Here is a 16,523-nt window from a genome sequence, read left to right as displayed (position 1 = left end):
TGGGGCCCGGGAGCCCGCGCCGGACCGCAGCGCCGGGGCAGCCCGCGTGGGTCAGGCGCTGCGGTCGGTCAGCAGGGAGATGACGGAGGCCAGGTCGGCGGCGGCGCTCCTGGAGAGCCCCGCTTCCGCGGTGATGAGCGCCTCGAGCGCCCGGCGCGCCCGCTCGGCGTGCGCCTCGATCCTCTCCTCGTGCGCGGCCCGGGCCCCGCACTTCTCGATGATCGCTGCGGCCGCGGCGATCTCCCCAGCATCCGCCCGGGCGTTGGCCAGGACGCGGCGCAGGACCGCCCTGCCCCCGGCGTCGCAGCGCTGCCAGGCCAGCGCCAGTAGCACCGTCCGCTTGCCCTCGCGCAGGTCGTCCCCGGCGGGCTTGCCCGTATAGGCGGGGTCGCCGAAGACCCCGAGCTCGTCGTCGCGCAGCTGGAAGGCGACCCCGGCGGCCTCGCCCAGTTCCGCGAGGCGGCGGGCCCCCTCACCCCCGGGCGGCAGCCCCCCCAGGAGCGCGCCGATGAGCAGGGGGCGCATGACGGAGTAGCGGGCCGACTTGCGCAGGACCACGGCCAGGGCGGCCTCCTCCATCGCCCGCCCGGCGGCGGCGTGATCCGCGCCCTCATCGGGCAGGGGCAGGGACTCCGCCCGCACGTCCAGGTACTGGCCGAGCGCCACCTCCTCCGTCATGGCGTCGAAGGCGGCCCGCGCCGCCGCCCGGGTCCCCCGCGGGCACTGGGCGAGGGCCGCCCCGAGTTCGGCGCCCGCGGCGGACAGGAGCAGGTCCCCCAGGAGGATCGCCGCGCTGCGGCCGTGCGCCTCCGCGTCGCCGAGCCAGTGGGAGCCCCGGTGGGCGGTGGCGAAGCGGCGGTGGGCCGCGGGCAGGCCCCGGCGGGTCAGCGCCGCGTCGATGACGTCATCGTGGATGAGGGCGCTGGCCTGGTAGAGCTCCAGGGCGGCGCCCAGGCCGGCGCAGGCTCGCCCGGACAGGACATCCTCTCGGCGCGCGCCATCAGTGGTCGCGGACAGGGCGATGGCGGCCAGCACGGCCCGCATCCGCTTGCCGCCCCGCAGCAGATCGGCGGCGGCGTCGAGGAGCTCGGCCGCGGCGGGCCCGGCATCGGACCACTCGTCCCTCCGCTCGGCGATCGCCTGCGAGAGGCGCTCGTCCACTGCCTGGCGCACGAGGCTCATCGTGCGGTCGATCTGCGTCATGGCGCCAGGTTAGTGGCAAAGACGGCGGCAGTCGCGGGAGAGGCGACGCGGGCCCCAGGCGGTCGGCTGATCCCGGGGGCGCCCGCCTGGGGCCGCCGAGCACCACTGCGCTGGGCCGATGCCGGGCGCAGCGGGAATAAACGCTACAATTGCTGGGTTGCCCGCTGCGATGGTGGTGGACTGCGCCCGGTTCCCGGAATGGAGATGAGGGGAGCCGAGGGGCTGGTCGGCCGCCGAGCAGAATCCCCACGTGAAAGGTGCCCCGTGGCTTCCTCCACTGCCCTGCGCAAGCGTGCTCGGAACATCGACGACGCCGATGAGATCCCCGAGGACGACTTCGACCTCGATGCGGACTCCGATGACTCCGAGGAGCAGGAGGAGGACCTCGACGACGACTTGGACGAGGACTCCGACGAGGATGATCCCGAGGACGAGGAGGACGACGAGGATGCCGAGGACGACGACGGCCCGGCCCCGGAGCTGCGCGACTACTACCTCGACGTGAACCTGGGGGAGAACGGCGACGGCACGAAGAAGCGCCCCTTCAACACGCCGGCCGCCCTCAAGGGCGTCAAGCTCGCCCCCGGGGCCACCCTCTACGTGCGCTCCCACACGATCGTGGAGGGCCTGGAGATCGACGGCAACGGCACCCTTGAGGAGCCGATTACCCTGGCCCCGTACGGCCATGGCCCCGTCCCGCGCTTCACCATCGGCGACTCCGCGCCCCTGGTGGCCCGCGAGTTCCTGGCCGAGAACGGCTACATCTTCCGCGGCTGGGTCATCAAGGGCATCAAGATGGAGCCCTCGATCGCCGCCCTGACCGGGGAGCTGGAGAGGATGCGCCGCGAGGAGGCCGAGCGCGCCGCCGCCAAGAAGGCCGGCAAGCGCGCCAAGGACCGCGACAAGGACGGCTCCTTCACCGTCTCGGACTCCGACGACGCCGACGAGCCCGCGCAGAAGGTCGTCACCGCCGGCGCCACGGCGGACCCGGTCAAGGACTACCTCAAGCAGATCGGCAAGGTCGCGCTCCTCAACGCCCTGCAGGAGGTGGAGCTCGCCAAGCGCATCGAGGCCGGCCTGTACGCCGAGCACCTGCTGGCCACCGAGGGCAACGACCTGCCCGCGAAGTACCGCCGTGAGCTGCACTGGGTGGCCCAAGACGGCCAGCGCGCCAAGAACCACCTGCTCGAGGCCAACCTGCGCCTCGTGGTCTCCCTGGCCAAGCGCTACACCGGCCGCGGCATGCTCTTCCTGGACCTCATCCAGGAGGGCAACCTCGGCCTCATCCGCGCCGTGGAGAAGTTCGACTACACCAAGGGTTACAAGTTCTCCACCTACGCCACGTGGTGGATCCGCCAGGCCATCACCCGCGCCATGGCGGACCAGGCCCGCACGATCCGCATTCCGGTCCACATGGTGGAGGTCATTAACAAGCTCGCCCGCGTGCAGCGCCAGATGCTCCAGGACCTGGGCCGCGAGCCCACCCCGGAGGAGCTCGCCGTCGAGTTGGACATGACGCCGGAGAAGGTCGTCGAGGTCCAGAAGTACGGCCGCGAGCCCATCAGCCTGCACACGCCGCTCGGCGAGGACGGGGACAGCGAGTTCGGTGACCTCATCGAGGACTCCGAGGCCGTGGTCCCCGCCGATGCCGTGAGTTTCACCCTCCTGCAGGAGCAGTTGCACGCGGTGCTCGATACCCTGTCCGAGAGGGAGGCTGGCGTGGTCTCCATGCGCTTCGGCCTGACCGATGGCCAGCCCAAGACCCTCGACGAGATCGGCAAGGTCTACGGGGTCACGCGCGAGCGTATCCGGCAGATCGAGTCCAAGACCATGTCGAAGCTGCGCCACCCCTCGCGCAGCCAGGTCCTGCGCGACTACCTCGACTGATCCCGGGACCCGCTCCGCGCGTGGTCAGTGGCCCCGCCGCCACTGACCTGCGGGCTCCTGGACGCTGGACGCTGGTCCAGGGGAGGATGGGCGCATGAGAAACACATTCCCCTCCCGCCCTGGCCCGCCCGCCCGGCGGCTGGTGCTCGGCCTGGGCGCCGTCGGCCTTCCCCTGCTGGTCGCCGCCTGCTCCCAGTCGAAGGGCTCCAAGGACTCCGGCTCCTCAGCATCGCAGGAGCCCGCCGCCACCGGGGCGCCCACCACCGGGCAGCCCGCCACCACCGGGGCGCCCACCGCCACCCAGGCCAGCACGGGGGGTGAGTGGGTCTCGCGCGACGACCTCATCACCCCCGAGCCCCAGGTGTGGGACACCTGGCGCGCCATTGACGACACTACGATCGAGCTCGCCTTCTCTACCGGCTCGGCGACCTGTCTGGGCGTCCACACAGATGTCGGGGAATCGCCCGGCGCCGTGGACATCAACCTCTCCGTCGGGGGCCTGCCGGGCGCCCCCGTGCACTGCCCGGCGATCCTCGAGATGGCGACCGTGAGGGTCACCCTCGCCGCGCCCCTGGGCGACCGCACCGTCGTCCAGTCCAACTTCCACGGCCAGGGAGTCCAGGCCACGGACGCCGGCTGACGCCCGAGCGCGGGCTCGCGTCCCATCGCGGCCAGGAGCCGCGCGCCCCCTGGCCGCGATGCCATGGCGGCCAGTCACGCGTGGTCGCGGTCCCGTCCGCCACCTCCGCCGGCGCTGGCCGGGCCGCGCGTCCAGTGACGGCGGCGTGACGGCGGAGTAACGGCGGCGAGCGCGCCCGATCCTTCGCGGATCGGGCGCGCTCGCGTAATGCCGGCTACACCGGGGGAACGGGCTCGGGATCAGGCTCCCTCGGTGAGGCGGGAGCTCTCGTCCTGGATGAACAGCGCCCGCTCAGCGAGCGCCGGCGCGTGCGCGCGCCCGTGGTGGGCACAGAACAGAAGCTCTCCCGAGACGAGGACTACGCGCACCCAGGCCTGGGCGCCGCAGGCGTCGCAGCGGTCCGCCGTGGTCAGGGGACGGGTCTCGACGTCGGCGCCCTCGGCGCTGGAGACGGCCTCGGGCGCGCGGCCCGGGCGCTCGACGACGGAAGTGCTCGCGGTTGTCATGGCTCGATTGCACCACAGGAGGGCGGACTTCCCAGCCCGTGTCCGCCGGTTTCCGCCCCGGGCGCAGCGCGTTCGCCGTCAGCCGACCCGGGGCGTTCGCCCGCTACCGGGGCAGGGAGCACGAGCCCTGGCAGCCGACCCTGTGCCGGTTGCGGGCGATCGCCCGGTACACGGTCCTGGCCAGCGGTTTGAGAGGCTGGCGGATGATGAGGTTGCCGGCGACCCTGGGCAGCGGGCCCGCGATCATGAGCGCCCGCCCGATGGCCTGCTCCTCGACGTGGAAGGCATCCTCCTTCGAGTCGTAGAAGACCGCGGAGCGGTCGGTCCACTCGGCCCCGGGCCCGTCCCAATGCGAGGAGGGGGTCAACTGCAGCGCGGTCGAGGGGTGGACGCGCTTGCCCAACTGGCGTACGAAGGCGGTGCACACCGAGCAGTCCGGGTCGTAGACGAGCACGGGGCCGGGGGCGGGGGGCCGGGGCCCGCCGTCGCTCAGCGCAGCCATCCGTCGCCCACCTTCATCGCCCAGCGGCGCCCCAGGCCCCAGGTGTCACCGGCGAGGGTGAGGGCCGAGGTGATCATGATGGCGGCGAAGAGCCAGTGGTCGTCGATGATCGGGTTCGTGCCACCGTTGATGAGGGGGAACTCGGCCAGGTAGAGCATGAGCATGAGCAGCGTGCCGCTCGCCGCCGCGATGCGCAGTCCGATCCCCAGTACCAGGGCGGCCCCGATGCCCAGGAGCGCGGCCATGAACAGGACGTCCCCCACCGGGTTGGCGAAGACCGAGAAGACGCCGGCGAAGGGGCCCTTGATGTGGTTGATGAACCCCTGCGCGGGCGTCCCGCCGCGGATCCAGGCCCCCTCCGGGGGGACCACGTAGCCCAGGCCGAAGACCTTGTCGAAGAAGGCCCACAGCAGGTAGGCGCCGACGATGATGCGCCCGGAGGCCAGGGCGCGGCGGGCCGTAGGGGAGGTGACGATGTCGGAGCCCGTGCGCGCGGTGGCCTCGGGGGCCTGCTCGGGCGTGGTGGAGTCATGCATGGGTGTGAAGGAACCTCATTGTTGGGGCGGTGATCGACCGCCGTGGTGGATGTGGAGTCGCGGACGGGGCGGCGGTTCTGGCTCCGGCGCTGTCGAGGCGTACAACCCACAGGGAAACTCGTTTAATTCCAGGGGTTTCATAGACTGGGCGTCATATCGTGATGTTTCCGTGACTCCGCGCATGTCAGCGCGTCCCCTGTGAGCCTCGTCCCGGAACGGGGCCGGCGGGTCGCGCCAGCGGCGCGGCAGAAGCGGCGCGGCCTCGGCGTCGGCTAGATTCCGGGCGTGCCCGCATCCGAGAACAAGACCAGCCGAGGCGACTACTCCGCGCGCCACCTCTCCGTCCTGGAGGGGCTCGAGGCGGTGCGCAAGCGCCCCGGCATGTACATCGGCTCCACCGACCAGCGCGGCCTCATGCACTGCGTGTGGGAGATCGTGGACAACGCCGTCGACGAGGCCCTCGAGGGGCATGGGGACGCCATCTCGGTGATCGTCCACGACGACGGCTCCATCGAGGTGCGCGACAACGGGCGCGGCGTTCCCGTCGACATCGAGCCCTCCAGTGGGCTGACCGGTGTCGAGCTCGTCTACACCAAGCTCCACGCCGGCGGGAAGTTCGGCGGTGGCTCCTACGGCGCCGCCGGGGGCCTGCACGGCGTGGGCGCCTCCGTCGTCAACGCCCTGGCCTCCCGCATGGACGTCGAGGTGGACCGCGGTGGCAAGACCTACGCCATGAGCTTCCACCGCGGCGTCCCGGGCTCCTTCGACGACTCCGCCGGCCGCGGCCCCGACTCACCCTTCACCGAGTTCACCGACGCCTCCGAGCTGCGCGTCATCGGCAAGGTCAAGCGCGGCGTCACCGGCACCCGCGTGCGCTACTGGGCCGACCCCCAGATCTTCCCCAAGCCCACCGAGTACGACGCCGGGGCCCTGCGTGCCCGCCTGCGCCAGACCAGTTTCCTCGTGCCTGGCCTGACCCTGTCCCTTGACGATCAGCGCCCCGAGGCCGAGGCCGTCGCCGCCTCCAGCACGCCCGCCGCCGACGCCGGGGCCACCGACGACGCCGTGGCCGAGGCCTCGCTGCGGGCGGCCGCCAAGAACCCAGTCGAGGGCTCGGGGGACCTCTTCGACACCGGTGGGGAGGACGGCGTCGAGGTCTTCCAGGCTCGCGGCGGCACCGCCGACTTCGTCGACTTCCTCGCCACTGACGCCTCAGTGACTGACACCTTCCGGCTCAGCGGCGAGGGCGCTTACACCGAGACCGTCCAGCAGCTCGACAAGTCCACCGGCCACCTGCGACCCGTGGAGGTGGAGCGCACCTGCTCCGTCGACGTCGCCCTGCGCTGGGGCATCGGCTACGACACCCTGGAGCGCTCCTTCGTCAACATCATCGCTACCCCCATGGGGGGCACCCATCTCACCGGGTTCGAGCAGGCCCTCGTCAAGGTGCTGCGCAAGCAGATCGACGCCAACTCCCGCGCCCTGAGGATGACGGCCAAGGACCCCCGCATCGAGAAGGACGACATCATGGCGGGCCTGACCGCCGTGGTCACCGTGCGGGTGCCCGAGCCGCAGTTCGAGGGGCAGACCAAGGAGGTCCTGGGCACCGCCCCCGTGCGCCAGATCGTCGCGCGCGTCGTGGAGAAGGAGCTCACCGCCCTGCTCACCTCCACCAAGAGGGACTTGAAGACCCAGTCCCGATCGCTGCTGGAGAAGGTCGTCGGGGAGATGCGCGCCCGTGTGAGCGCGCGCATGCACAAGGAGATCACCCGTCGCAAGACCGCCCTGGAGACCTCCACCCTGCCGGCCAAGCTCGCCGACTGCCGCTCCAACGATGTCGCCCACTCCGAGCTGTTCATCGTGGAGGGCGACTCTGCGCTCGGCACCGCCAAGAACGCCCGCAACTCCGAGTACCAGGCGCTGCTGCCCATCCGCGGCAAGATCCTCAACGTCCAGAAGGCCTCCCAGGCGGACATGCTGCGCAACGCCGAGTGCTCGGCGATCATCCAGGTGGTGGGCGCAGGCTCGGGGCGCACCTTCGACCTTGACGCGGCCCGCTACGGCAAGGTCATCCTCATGACCGACGCCGATGTCGACGGCGCCCACATCCGCACCCTCCTGCTCACCCTCTTCTTCCGCTACATGCGCCCCATGATCGAGGCCGGCAGGGTGTACGCGGCCGTTCCGCCCCTGCACCGCGTCGAGGCCTCCGGCTCCGGGCGCCGCAAGAAGGAGATCATCTACACCTACTCCGACAACGAGCTCGTGCACACCCTGCGCCGGCTTGAGAAGCAGGGGCGCTCCTTCAAGGAGCCCCAGCGCTACAAGGGCCTGGGGGAGATGGACGCCCATCAGCTCGCCGAGACCACCATGGAGCCCGAGCACCGCACCTTGCGCCGCATTACCCTGGCCGACGAGGCCGCCCTGACCCACGCCGAGGACGTCTTCGAGCTCCTCATGGGCTCCAGCGTGGAGCCGCGCCGCGACTTCATCATTGCCGGGGCCGACGCCGTGGACCGCGAGCGCATCGACGCCTGAGCGACGGCGAGCGGCCGGCCACCGCCCGCCCCGGGCCGCTCCCGGTTCCACCTGCAGGAGGAGGGGCCGGCCCCGCCTCTCCGGTAACCTTGCCGGGAACGGGTCCCGGTGCCGGGGCGGGTGTCGCTGAGGACACGAGCGCCCCCGGATGAGGCCGGCAGCGGGCCGGCCGTGGAGCCGGCGGCGGCAACTCATCGGTGCTTCGTCGGCGGCTCATCTCCGGGGCATCGGATCAGGCAGCAGGGAGGCGGTAATGGCATATTACGGACGGCCCAAGGCCACCGCGGCCGCGGCGTGGTCGATGATGCGCCCGGGCGCGCGCTCCGCCCTGCCCCGCTCCCTGTCCTGGAGGCCCCTGGGTCCCGCCGACAACGCCGAGTTGGCCGCGCTCGTTGCCCGGGCCGAGGACGTCGATGATCCCCCCTACCGCACCACCGAGCAGGAGACCGCCGAGTACTTCCTCGACCCCACGTACTCCGGCGTCGCCGGGAGGGACTCCGATGGCGTCATGCGCGCCTTCGGGCTCGCCCGGGTGCGCCCGGCCGCGGAGATCTTCGCCTCCATCCTCGGCGTCGTCGACCCGCGCTGGCGGGGCCGGGGCATCGGCGGGGCGATCCTGCACTGGCAGTCCGAGCGCGCCCGCCACCTCATCGGCGCCGAGCGCGCGGGGAGGCAGGGCGATGGCTCCCTCATCCCCGCCCACATCATCACCACGGTGCTCGAGGACGATGAGCGGATGAAGACGCATCTGGAGAACCTCGGATACTCGCCCCAGCGCTGGTACCGGGAGGTGCGCCGCTCGCTGAGCGAGCCGATCCCCACGGCCCCCGTGGACCGCTTCCTCAGCATCGAGCCGTGGTCCAAGGACCTGGACGAGGCGATCCTGCGGGCCCACAACCGGGCGGCAGACGACGCCGGCGCGGAGCCGATGAGCCCCGAGCGGTGGGCCGCGGGCCGGGCCTTCTTCGCCCCCGAGTGGTCCTTCGTGGCCCTGGACCGCTCCAGCGACCGCGCCCGGATCGCCGGGTACCTCCTGTCCAGCCGGTACGAGCAGGACTGGGAGGCGCTGGGCTGGAAGGAGGGCTACACCGACATGCTCGGCTCGCTCGCCGAGTACGCCGACCGCGGCCTCGGCGCGGCCCTGCTGGCCGCGGCCATGCGCGCCTACGCGGCCGATGGCATGGAGTACGCCGCCGCCGGCGTCGACTCCGCGAGCCCGACGGGCGCCGGCAGCCTCTACGAGCGGCTCGGCTACCAGCCCACGCGCGGCACGATCCTCTACGGCCTGGATGTGTGATCCCGGCAGTGATGCTCAGCGGTGGGCGGTCAGGGCGCCGGCGACCAGCGTGGCCAGTGGGCGCACCGCCCGCAGTTCCTCCGGGCCGAGCCTGAGGGGATTATCCGGCAGCAGGACGAGGTCGCCCCGCGACCCCACGTCAACGGGCCCGGCGCCGTCGACACTGGCCGCCAGGGCCTCCTCGGCGCTCAGGCGTTGCTCGGGGGACCACACCGAGCCGTCCGGAGCGCGTCGGCCGACGGCGGCGCTCATCGCCAGCCACGGATCGAGCGGCGCCACCGGGGCATCCGAGCCGAGGGCGAGCATGGCTCCGGCCGCGGCCATGTCCGCGAAGGCGTATGAGCGCGACTCCAGCCCCGGCCACACCCGCCCCACGGCGGCCCAGTCGTCGATGAGGTGCGCCGGTTGGACGCTCAGCTCGACGCCGAGCCGCACGAGCACCGTCAGCGCGCCCTCCGGCCCGGCGGCATCGGCCGGCAGCAGTTGCGCGTGCTCCACGCGTCCCCGCGCGCCCGTGCGGGCGAAGGCCCGGGCGACGTCGATGAGCGCGGCGTCCCCGATGGCGTGGACGGCCGCCGTCATCCCATGCTCGTGGGCCCGGCCCAGCAGGCCGGTGAGTTCGTCGAGCCCCACGCTCATCACCCCATGGGGGTGGGCCAAGCCCAGATCGGCAGGGTAGGGGCTGCGCAGGCGGGCCGTGCCCGTGCCCATGGAGCCATCCGAGATGATCTTGAGAGGCCCCTGCGTCAGCAGCGCCGCGCCGTCGCCGCCCACGGGGGAGCCCGGCAGGGGGTCGCCGGTGCGCAGATGGGCGTCGATCCGCTCCTCCAGGCCCTCGCGGTAGGTCGACACCCGGATGCGCGGTAGGCCCGGCAGGGGGCCGGTCGCGCTCATGCGATCCAGGCGCGCGGCCCAGGCGGGGGCGTCCTGCCCCCAGGTCATGTCGGTGACGCCGGTGATGCCGCGGGCGGCCATGTCCTCCAAGACCCCGCGGTAGCCCGACTCGACGAGCTCGCGCGAGCCGGGGATGTCGTCGAGGCGGTTCAAGGCGGCGAACCACTCGCCCTCCATCAACGGCGCGCCGGGGTCGGCGCTGGTCGCGGGAGACAGGCCGAGCAGCGCGAGCGCCGCCGAGTTCACCCACCCGGAATGGGCGTCGCCCGAGACGAGGACGGTGGGGATCGGGCCGGTGACGGCGTCGAGCTCGGCCACGCTGGGCACGCGCGGCCAGTTGGACAGGCGGTGCCCGAATCCCTGGATGAGCGCGGGACCATCCGCCGCGCCCGAGCGCAGAGCCCGGGCCCGCGCCGCGACGATCGCCAGGGCCTCCTCGGCCCGCGTGGCGCGCCCCAAGTCGAGGCGCGCCACGCGGGCGGCCTCCAGGTCCAGGTGGGCATGGGCGTCCCACAGCCCGGGGATGAGCCAAGCGCCCCCCGCGTCAAGGACCTCCTCGCCGTCGTGGCGCGCTAGGGCCGGCCCCATCTCGACGACGGCGCCCGCCTCGATCCTCAGATCCGTGGGGCCGCCCGGGGCCGGGGGCTCGTTCAGCCCAGCGCGCGCGGCGGCGCGCAGGCGCCCCAGCTCTCTGCGACCGCGGAAGCGGACAGGGCGCGCGCCACGGATGAGAAGACCGCTCATGGCAGGACTGTACGCGCCCCGGGCGGCGATCAGCCGATGGCGGTGATGGGCGAGATGGTCGGGATTCCGGAGGCGTCGCGGCGCTCGTCGGGGCCCGGCAGGGTGATGCTCTGGCCCCCCGAGCCGACGGCGCGCGCCGGGCCCACGCCCACCCATGCCAGGACCAGCTCGTGCTCGCCGCGCAGGAACCTCTGAGCGCGCACGCCCCCGGTGGCCCGGCCCTTGGCCGGGTAACGGTCCAGGGGCGTCACCTTGACGCTGCCGCCCGTTCCGGGCAGGGCGCCCGCGCTGGCGGCCACGGTCACCACCACTGCCTCGGCCAGCAGATCGGCGCTCACCGCCGACGCCGCGACCACGCGGGCGCCGTCGTGCAGGCTGATCCCCGCCATGCCCCCGGCCGCGCGGCCCTGCGGGCGCACCTTCGAGGCCTCGAAGCGCAGCAGCTGGGCGTCCGAGGCCACGAGGGTGAGCACATCGGTGTCGGCGGCGGTGCCCGCGAAGACCACGGAATCGCCCTCGGCCAGGGAGATAACGTCCCAGGAATCGCCCCTGGCGGGCTCATCGCCCACCTTGACGCGCTTGATGACGCCGGCGGCCGTGGCCAGGACGATCGGGTTCGCGCCCGCGTCGCCCACCGGCACGAGCCCCACCACGCGCTCCTCGGGCTCGATCTCCACCAGGAGCCGCGCCGGGGTGCCCCCCGCCAGGGAGGGCGCCCCCTCCAGGCGCGGGACCTCGGGGGCGGAGACCACGTCAAGGCGCACGAGGCGGCCGGTGTCGGTTACCGCGCCCACGCGGCCGCGCGCCGTCGTCGCCACCTGGGAGACCAGGGCGTCATGGGGCTGTCTCGCGCCCGAGCGGGGCACCGGCTCGGCCCCCGCCGCGCGCGCCACGAGGCCCGTGGCGGACAGCAGGATCCGGCACGGGTCGTCCGGGATTGTCAAGGGCACGTCCTTGACGCCCGCCATGAGGCCCACCGTGGCCGGCCCCGCCGCCCCATCCGAGCCGCCCGCGCCGTTGGCGGAGCGCGGGCCGGCGGCGCCGGGGGCCTCCAGCAGCACGGTGCGGCGCGGCGTGGCGAAGTCCTCGCAGACAGCGGCGAGCTCGCGGGAGACCACTCGGCGCAGGAGGACGTCATCGGCGAGGATCGCCTCCAGGGCCTCGATCTCCCGGGCCAGCTCGTCACGCTCCTTCTCCAGCTCGATGACGGAGAACTTGGTCAGGCGCCGCAGCTGCAACTCCAGGATGTAGGAGGCCTGCGCCTCGGACAGGTCAAAGACTTGCTGCAAGCGCTCCCGCGCCGTGGCCGCGTCCTCCGAGGAGCGGATGAGCGCGATGACCTCATCGATGTCGAGGATGGCGATGAGCAGGCCGTCCACCAGGTGCGCGCGCTCGCGCCGCTTGCCCAGGCGGAAGCGGGTGCGCCGCTCCACCACCCTGAGGCGGTGGCCCACGAAGACCTCGAGGAGCTCGCGCAGGCCCAGGGTGCGGGGCTGGCCGTCCACGAGGCACACGTTATTGATGCCGAAGGAGTCCTCCAGCGGCGTGTGCCGGTAGAGCTGGGCCAGGACCGCCTCGGGGTTGTAGCCGTTCTTGACCCCGATGACCAGGCGGGTCCCGTTCTTCCTGTCGGTCAGATCGGCGACGTCGGTGATGCCCTGGAGCTTCTTGGAGGCGACCCTGTCCTTGATGGCCGCGATGATCTTCTCCGGACCCACCAAGTAGGGGAGCTCGGTGACGACGATGCCCTTCTTGCGGGCCGTCACGTTCTCGACGCGGGCGGTGGCGCGGGTGAGGAACTTGCCGCGGCCCGTGCGGTAGGCCTCCCGGATGCCGTCCAGGCCGACGATCATGCCGCCCGCGGGAAGATCCGGGCCCGGCACGAAGGCCATGAGGTCCTCCAGCGTGGCATCCGGGTGCTCGATGAGGTGGCGGGCGGCGCTGACGACCTCGCCCAGGTTGTGTGGCGGCATATTTGTCGCCATGCCCACGGCGATGCCCGAGGCGCCGTTGACCAGCAGGTTCGGGAAGGCCGCGGGCAGTACCCCCGGCTCGGTGAGCGTGTAGTCGTAATTCGGGGCGAAGTCGACGGTGTCCTCGTCGATGTCCGCCGTCAGCGCCAGGGTGGGGGCGGCCAGTCGGGCCTCGGTGTAGCGGGGGGCGGCGGGGCCGTCGTCGAGGGAGCCGAAGTTGCCGTGCCCGTCGATGAGCGGCAGGCGCATGGTAAAGGGCTGGGCCAGGCGCACGAGCGCCTCGTAGATCGCCACGTCCCCGTGGGGGTGCAGCTTGCCCATGACATCGCCGACGACGCGCGAGGACTTCACATGCGGGCGGTCCGGCCGCAGTCCCATGCGGTCCATCTGGAACAGGATGCGGCGCTGGACGGGCTTGAGGCCGTCACGGGCGTCGGGCAGGGCCCGGGAGTAGATGACGGAGTAGGCGTACTCCAGGAAGCTTGAGCGCATCTCGCTAGAGAGATCCTGCTCGACGATCGCGCCGTCGGTCGGAGGGGGCGTGCGGGTGGCGGACTTCGGCATGGGGGCATTGTCCTGTTCGGGCGGCCCCCGCCCGGGCAGCGACACCCGTGCCCGGTGGCACAATGACCGCATGACGACGCCGAACAACCCGGGGGATCGGCCCACGGCCGCCCCTGTCCCGCACCTGCGCGAGGTCCTGGGCGCCGCCGCCCTCGCCTCTGGGCTCTCCCTGGCCGATGGCCCCGACGGCGCTCTCACGCGCGCCCAGGCTGAGGACGCCGCCGTGCGCTGGGGGCTGATGCCGGTGGGCGGGGCCGCATCGGCCCCACCGACCGTCGTCGTGCTCGTGGACGGGCTCGGCTTGGACCAGTTGCGCGAGCGGCGGGGCCACGCCCCGGTCCTGCGGGGCCTGCTGGCCGACTCCGAGGCCGCCGCCCGCGCGGGCCAGGGGCCGGGCCCCGACGCCGTCACTTGCCGGCCCTCGACGACGGCGGCCGCCCTCACCGCGCTCGGCACGGGCGCCCTGCCCGGCACGACCGGCATGGTCGGCTACTCGGTGCGCAACCCCCTGCTGCCACCGGCCTCCGCCGAGGGCGCCCCCGCCGGCTCCGATCTGCTCAGCCTCATCTCCTGGGAGGGGCACTGCCCGGACCCGCGCGCCTGGCAGGACGTGCCCACGATCTTCGAGCGCCTTCGTCCTGCCGATCGCCCCGCCGCGGACCGGCCCCTGGCCGTGACGATCGGCCCTGCCCGCTTCGCCGGCTCGGGCCTGACCGAGGCGGGACTGCGCGGCGCCCCGCATATCGGGGCCGACGCCATGGAATCGCGCGCCGGCCACGCCGCCGAGGCGTTGAGGCGGGGCGTCCCTCTCGTCTACCTGTACGTGGGCGAGCTCGACCACGCCGGGCACGCCCACGGCTGGCGCTCGCAGAAGTGGCTGGCCCAGTTGGAGCGACTGGACGCCCTCATGGCCGAGCTCGTCCGCCGCGTCCCGGGCGGCACGCGGATCATGCTCACCGCCGACCACGGCATGGTCGACACCGACGACGAGCACCGCCTCCTCGTCACCGACTCGCCCCGCCTCATGCGGGACGTTGCCTGCGTGGCGGGGGAGCCGCGATTCACCCACCTCTACGTCGGCGGCCGCGACGACGCCGAGCGCTCCGAGCGAGCAGCGGCGGTCGCCGAGCGCTGGCGGGAGGAGCTGGGGGAGAGGGCGCTGTGGGTCGGCACCCGCGACGAGGCCGGAGAGCATCTCGGCCCGCTCAGCGAGAGGGCGCGCGGCGTCACCGGTGACGTGCTCGTGGCGGCCGCCGGCGCCTGGGTGGTGCTCGACCCGCGCGTCCACGCCGACGCCGTCCTGGGGATGCCCGGCGTCCACGGCTCCTTCACCGGCGCCGAGACGCGCATCCCCCTGCTCATCACGAGCGCCTGACGCTGGGAGCCGCCGCCCGCGCGCCCGCCTACTCGGGTTTGGCGCCGAAGACGATCTCGTCCCAGGAGGGCACGGAGCGGCGCGCCCGCCGCTTGGGCTTGGTGGAGGCCTGCGGCATCTCGGGCAGCGCCTCCTGATGGATGCCGCTGATGCGGGCCACCGCGGCGACCTCCGTGGTGGGGTCGGAGACGTCCGCGGGCTCGACGGCCTTGCCGCGCCGGGAGCGGGAGCCCTTCTCACCGGGCCCCTTCGAGCCCTTAGCGGTGTCGGAGCCGCGCTCCTGGCTCTCTCCCGCGCCGCCCCTGCGCTTGCCGGCGGGGTGGTTGGAGGAGCCCTTGGCGCGGCGGCGGCGACCCTCCATGGACAGCACCTGGGCCTCGCCCTGGGACGGGTCCTGGGCGGTGGGGTCCCAGGCGGCGTCGGCGCCGGCCGGGTCGTCGTCGGGGACGCCGACCTCCACGCGCCGCCCGCGGCTGGAGGCCAGGTCCGCCAGGAGCGCGTCGGTGGGGTCCAGCGCGGGGGCGGCCCCGTCCCGAGCGCCCTCCAGGGGCCTGTCCATGACAGGCAGCCCCGTGGGGACCGTGCGACTGGTGCGCGATGTGGAGAGGAGCGCGCCCGGCGCCGGGGCGTCATCCTGGTCGAAGACGTCGGGGCGCCGCGCTGAGGGCGAGGCCGCCTCGGTGAGCCAGCGGGCCTCGTCATCGAGGGCGGTCACGGTGCGAGCGGAGAGGTCGAGGAGCCAGCGCGCTTGCTTCTCCTGGGCGCCCTGGACGAAGGTGAGGCAGATGCGCCAGGGGTCGCGCCCTTCGCGCATCGCATCCCACTCCAGGCTGGCGGGCGTGACGGCACGGGTGGCCAGGCGGTCGACGACGAGGTCGCCCAGGACGGGGGAGTCCTTCCCCCAGCCGATGCGGCAGGCCTGAGCCTGCTGGACGGCCCACCGGCGCTCGGCGATGACCGGGCCCTCGTACTTGCGCACGTGCTCCAGGCTCATGCCGGTGGCGGCGGACACCTCCTCCGCCGAGGCCCCGGCCCGCATGAGGGACTGGAGGTCCTTGGGGCGCACGGGGGAGTCCGTCGGCGCGGCGTCCGCGGGTTGCGCCAGGGCGGCGATTCGGTCACGGCGCACCGCGGCGCGCAGGGCATCGTCGATCACAACGCTGTAGCGCTCGCCGTCGGCATCCGTTAGAACGACCGTGTCGCCGTTCGCGCCCAGGAGCTCGAGCTCGATCATGGCAATGCGCCTCCTCAAGGATCTCTCGTTCCAGGGCACAGCCTGCCATCACAGGGCGGCCAAGCCGGGGAGACCCGCCGGTGAGCCGCTCCCGGACCGGGCAGGACGCCCCGTCTCACGGGGGCTTGCGCTGATCCTCAGCGGTGCTATGGTGCGCGTGCCCTGCTCTGAACGGGACCGCCTCTGCGTGGAGGCGAGCCTGCCCGGTAGTGCCCCTGCTGCCGGACCCCGCGTGACGAGCCGTCGACGAGAGAGAGTGACGTGGCCCATGGCGACTGACTACGACGCCCCGCGTAAGCACGATGACGAGCCCGAAGCCGATTCTATCGAGGAACTGACCGCCGCCCGGCAGAAGGATCAGTCCTCCGAGGCGATCGAGGAGGATGAGAACGAGGTCGCCGAGGGCTTCGAGCTCCCAGGCGCCGATCTGTCCCGCGAGGAGCTGAGCGTCCACGTGGTGCCCCAGCTCGAGGACGAGTTCACCTGCTCGGAGTGCTTCCTCGTCCACCACCGAAGCCAGCTCGCCCACATCGACGACGCCACCGGCTTGCCGGTGTGCACCGACTGCGCCGGCTGACCGCCGCCCCACCGCCGGCTGACCACGGCCGAGGATCCCCCCAATCACCTAAG

The 16,523-nt window shown here is 73.0% G+C and carries 13 protein-coding genes; 6 read left to right on the top strand and 7 right to left on the bottom strand.

The window, feature by feature from the left end; translation table 11 throughout:
* Positions 1-51: 51 nt before the first annotated feature.
* Positions 52-1,203: a polyprenyl synthetase family protein gene (locus tag GVV76_RS05145; RefSeq protein ID WP_159625454.1), complete on the bottom strand. Its 1,152-nt coding sequence runs from the start codon at positions 1,201-1,203 to the stop codon at positions 52-54.
* Positions 1,204-1,467: 264 nt separating this feature from the next.
* Here GVV76_RS05145 and GVV76_RS05140 point away from each other — a divergent pair, with 264 nt between their 5' ends.
* Positions 1,468-3,090 carry an RNA polymerase sigma factor gene (locus GVV76_RS05140; protein WP_159523126.1) on the top strand — a complete coding sequence of 541 codons (1,623 nt, stop codon included), beginning with the start codon at positions 1,468-1,470 and terminating at the stop codon, positions 3,088-3,090.
* A gap of 94 nt (positions 3,091-3,184) precedes the next feature.
* Positions 3,185-3,730: a hypothetical protein gene (locus tag GVV76_RS05135; protein WP_159625452.1), complete on the top strand. Its 546-nt coding sequence runs from the start codon at positions 3,185-3,187 to the stop codon at positions 3,728-3,730.
* 239 nt (positions 3,731-3,969) lie between these two features.
* On the opposite strand, the gene GVV76_RS05130 is transcribed toward GVV76_RS05135, so the two are convergent.
* The 3 genes from GVV76_RS05130 to GVV76_RS05120 form a co-directional block, all read right to left on the bottom strand.
* Positions 3,970-4,236 (bottom strand): DUF7455 domain-containing protein, encoded by a 267-nt coding sequence (locus GVV76_RS05130; RefSeq protein ID WP_159625450.1) that lies wholly within the window; start codon positions 4,234-4,236, stop codon positions 3,970-3,972.
* Between the two features lie 103 nt (positions 4,237-4,339).
* On the bottom strand, positions 4,340-4,738 hold the full coding sequence (locus GVV76_RS05125) for a DCC1-like thiol-disulfide oxidoreductase family protein (protein ID WP_159625448.1): 399 nt from the start codon (positions 4,736-4,738) through the stop codon (positions 4,340-4,342).
* Positions 4,726-5,274: a DoxX family protein gene (locus GVV76_RS05120; protein WP_159523118.1), complete on the bottom strand. Its 549-nt coding sequence runs from the start codon at positions 5,272-5,274 to the stop codon at positions 4,726-4,728. The genes GVV76_RS05125 and GVV76_RS05120 overlap by 13 nt, the downstream gene beginning before the upstream one ends.
* A 285-nt stretch (positions 5,275-5,559) precedes the next feature.
* On the opposite strand from GVV76_RS05120, the gene GVV76_RS05115 reads away from it, so the two are divergent.
* The gene (locus tag GVV76_RS05115; RefSeq protein ID WP_159625446.1) at positions 5,560-7,812 is read left to right on the top strand and encodes a DNA gyrase/topoisomerase IV subunit B; all 2,253 of its coding nucleotides are present in this window, start codon (positions 5,560-5,562) and stop codon (positions 7,810-7,812) included.
* Between the two features lie 253 nt (positions 7,813-8,065).
* A complete protein-coding gene (locus GVV76_RS05110; RefSeq protein ID WP_159523114.1) occupies positions 8,066-9,109 on the top strand; it encodes a GNAT family N-acetyltransferase in 1,044 nt (347 codons plus the stop codon).
* Between the two features lie 15 nt (positions 9,110-9,124).
* Here GVV76_RS05110 and GVV76_RS05105 read toward each other — a convergent pair whose 3' ends face one another.
* Positions 9,125-10,747 carry an amidohydrolase gene (locus tag GVV76_RS05105; RefSeq protein WP_159625444.1) on the bottom strand — a complete coding sequence of 541 codons (1,623 nt, stop codon included), beginning with the start codon at positions 10,745-10,747 and terminating at the stop codon, positions 9,125-9,127.
* A gap of 29 nt (positions 10,748-10,776) precedes the next feature.
* A complete protein-coding gene (locus GVV76_RS05100; RefSeq protein ID WP_159625442.1) occupies positions 10,777-13,284 on the bottom strand; it encodes a DNA gyrase/topoisomerase IV subunit A in 2,508 nt (835 codons plus the stop codon).
* Between the two features lie 70 nt (positions 13,285-13,354).
* On the opposite strand from GVV76_RS05100, the gene GVV76_RS05095 reads away from it, so the two are divergent.
* Positions 13,355-14,659, top strand: coding sequence for an alkaline phosphatase family protein (locus tag GVV76_RS05095; RefSeq protein WP_159625440.1), 1,305 nt, complete (start codon positions 13,355-13,357; stop codon positions 14,657-14,659).
* A 28-nt stretch (positions 14,660-14,687) separates the two neighbouring features.
* Here GVV76_RS05095 and sepH read toward each other — a convergent pair whose 3' ends face one another.
* Positions 14,688-15,893 (bottom strand): septation protein SepH, encoded by a 1,206-nt coding sequence (gene sepH, locus GVV76_RS05090; protein ID WP_159625438.1) that lies wholly within the window; start codon positions 15,891-15,893, stop codon positions 14,688-14,690.
* A 268-nt stretch (positions 15,894-16,161) separates the two neighbouring features.
* On the opposite strand from sepH, the gene GVV76_RS05085 reads away from it, so the two are divergent.
* Positions 16,162-16,470, top strand: a complete 309-nt coding sequence (locus tag GVV76_RS05085) for a DUF4193 domain-containing protein (protein ID WP_159523104.1) — start codon at positions 16,162-16,164, stop codon at positions 16,468-16,470.
* Positions 16,471-16,523 lie beyond the last annotated feature (53 nt).

Origin of the sequence: Actinomyces sp. zg296 (assembly GCF_009829695.1) — a bacterium.
Lineage (GTDB): Bacteria > Actinomycetota > Actinomycetes > Actinomycetales > Actinomycetaceae > Actinomyces > Actinomyces marmotae.
This window is presented reverse-complemented; position numbering and strand designations above follow the sequence as displayed.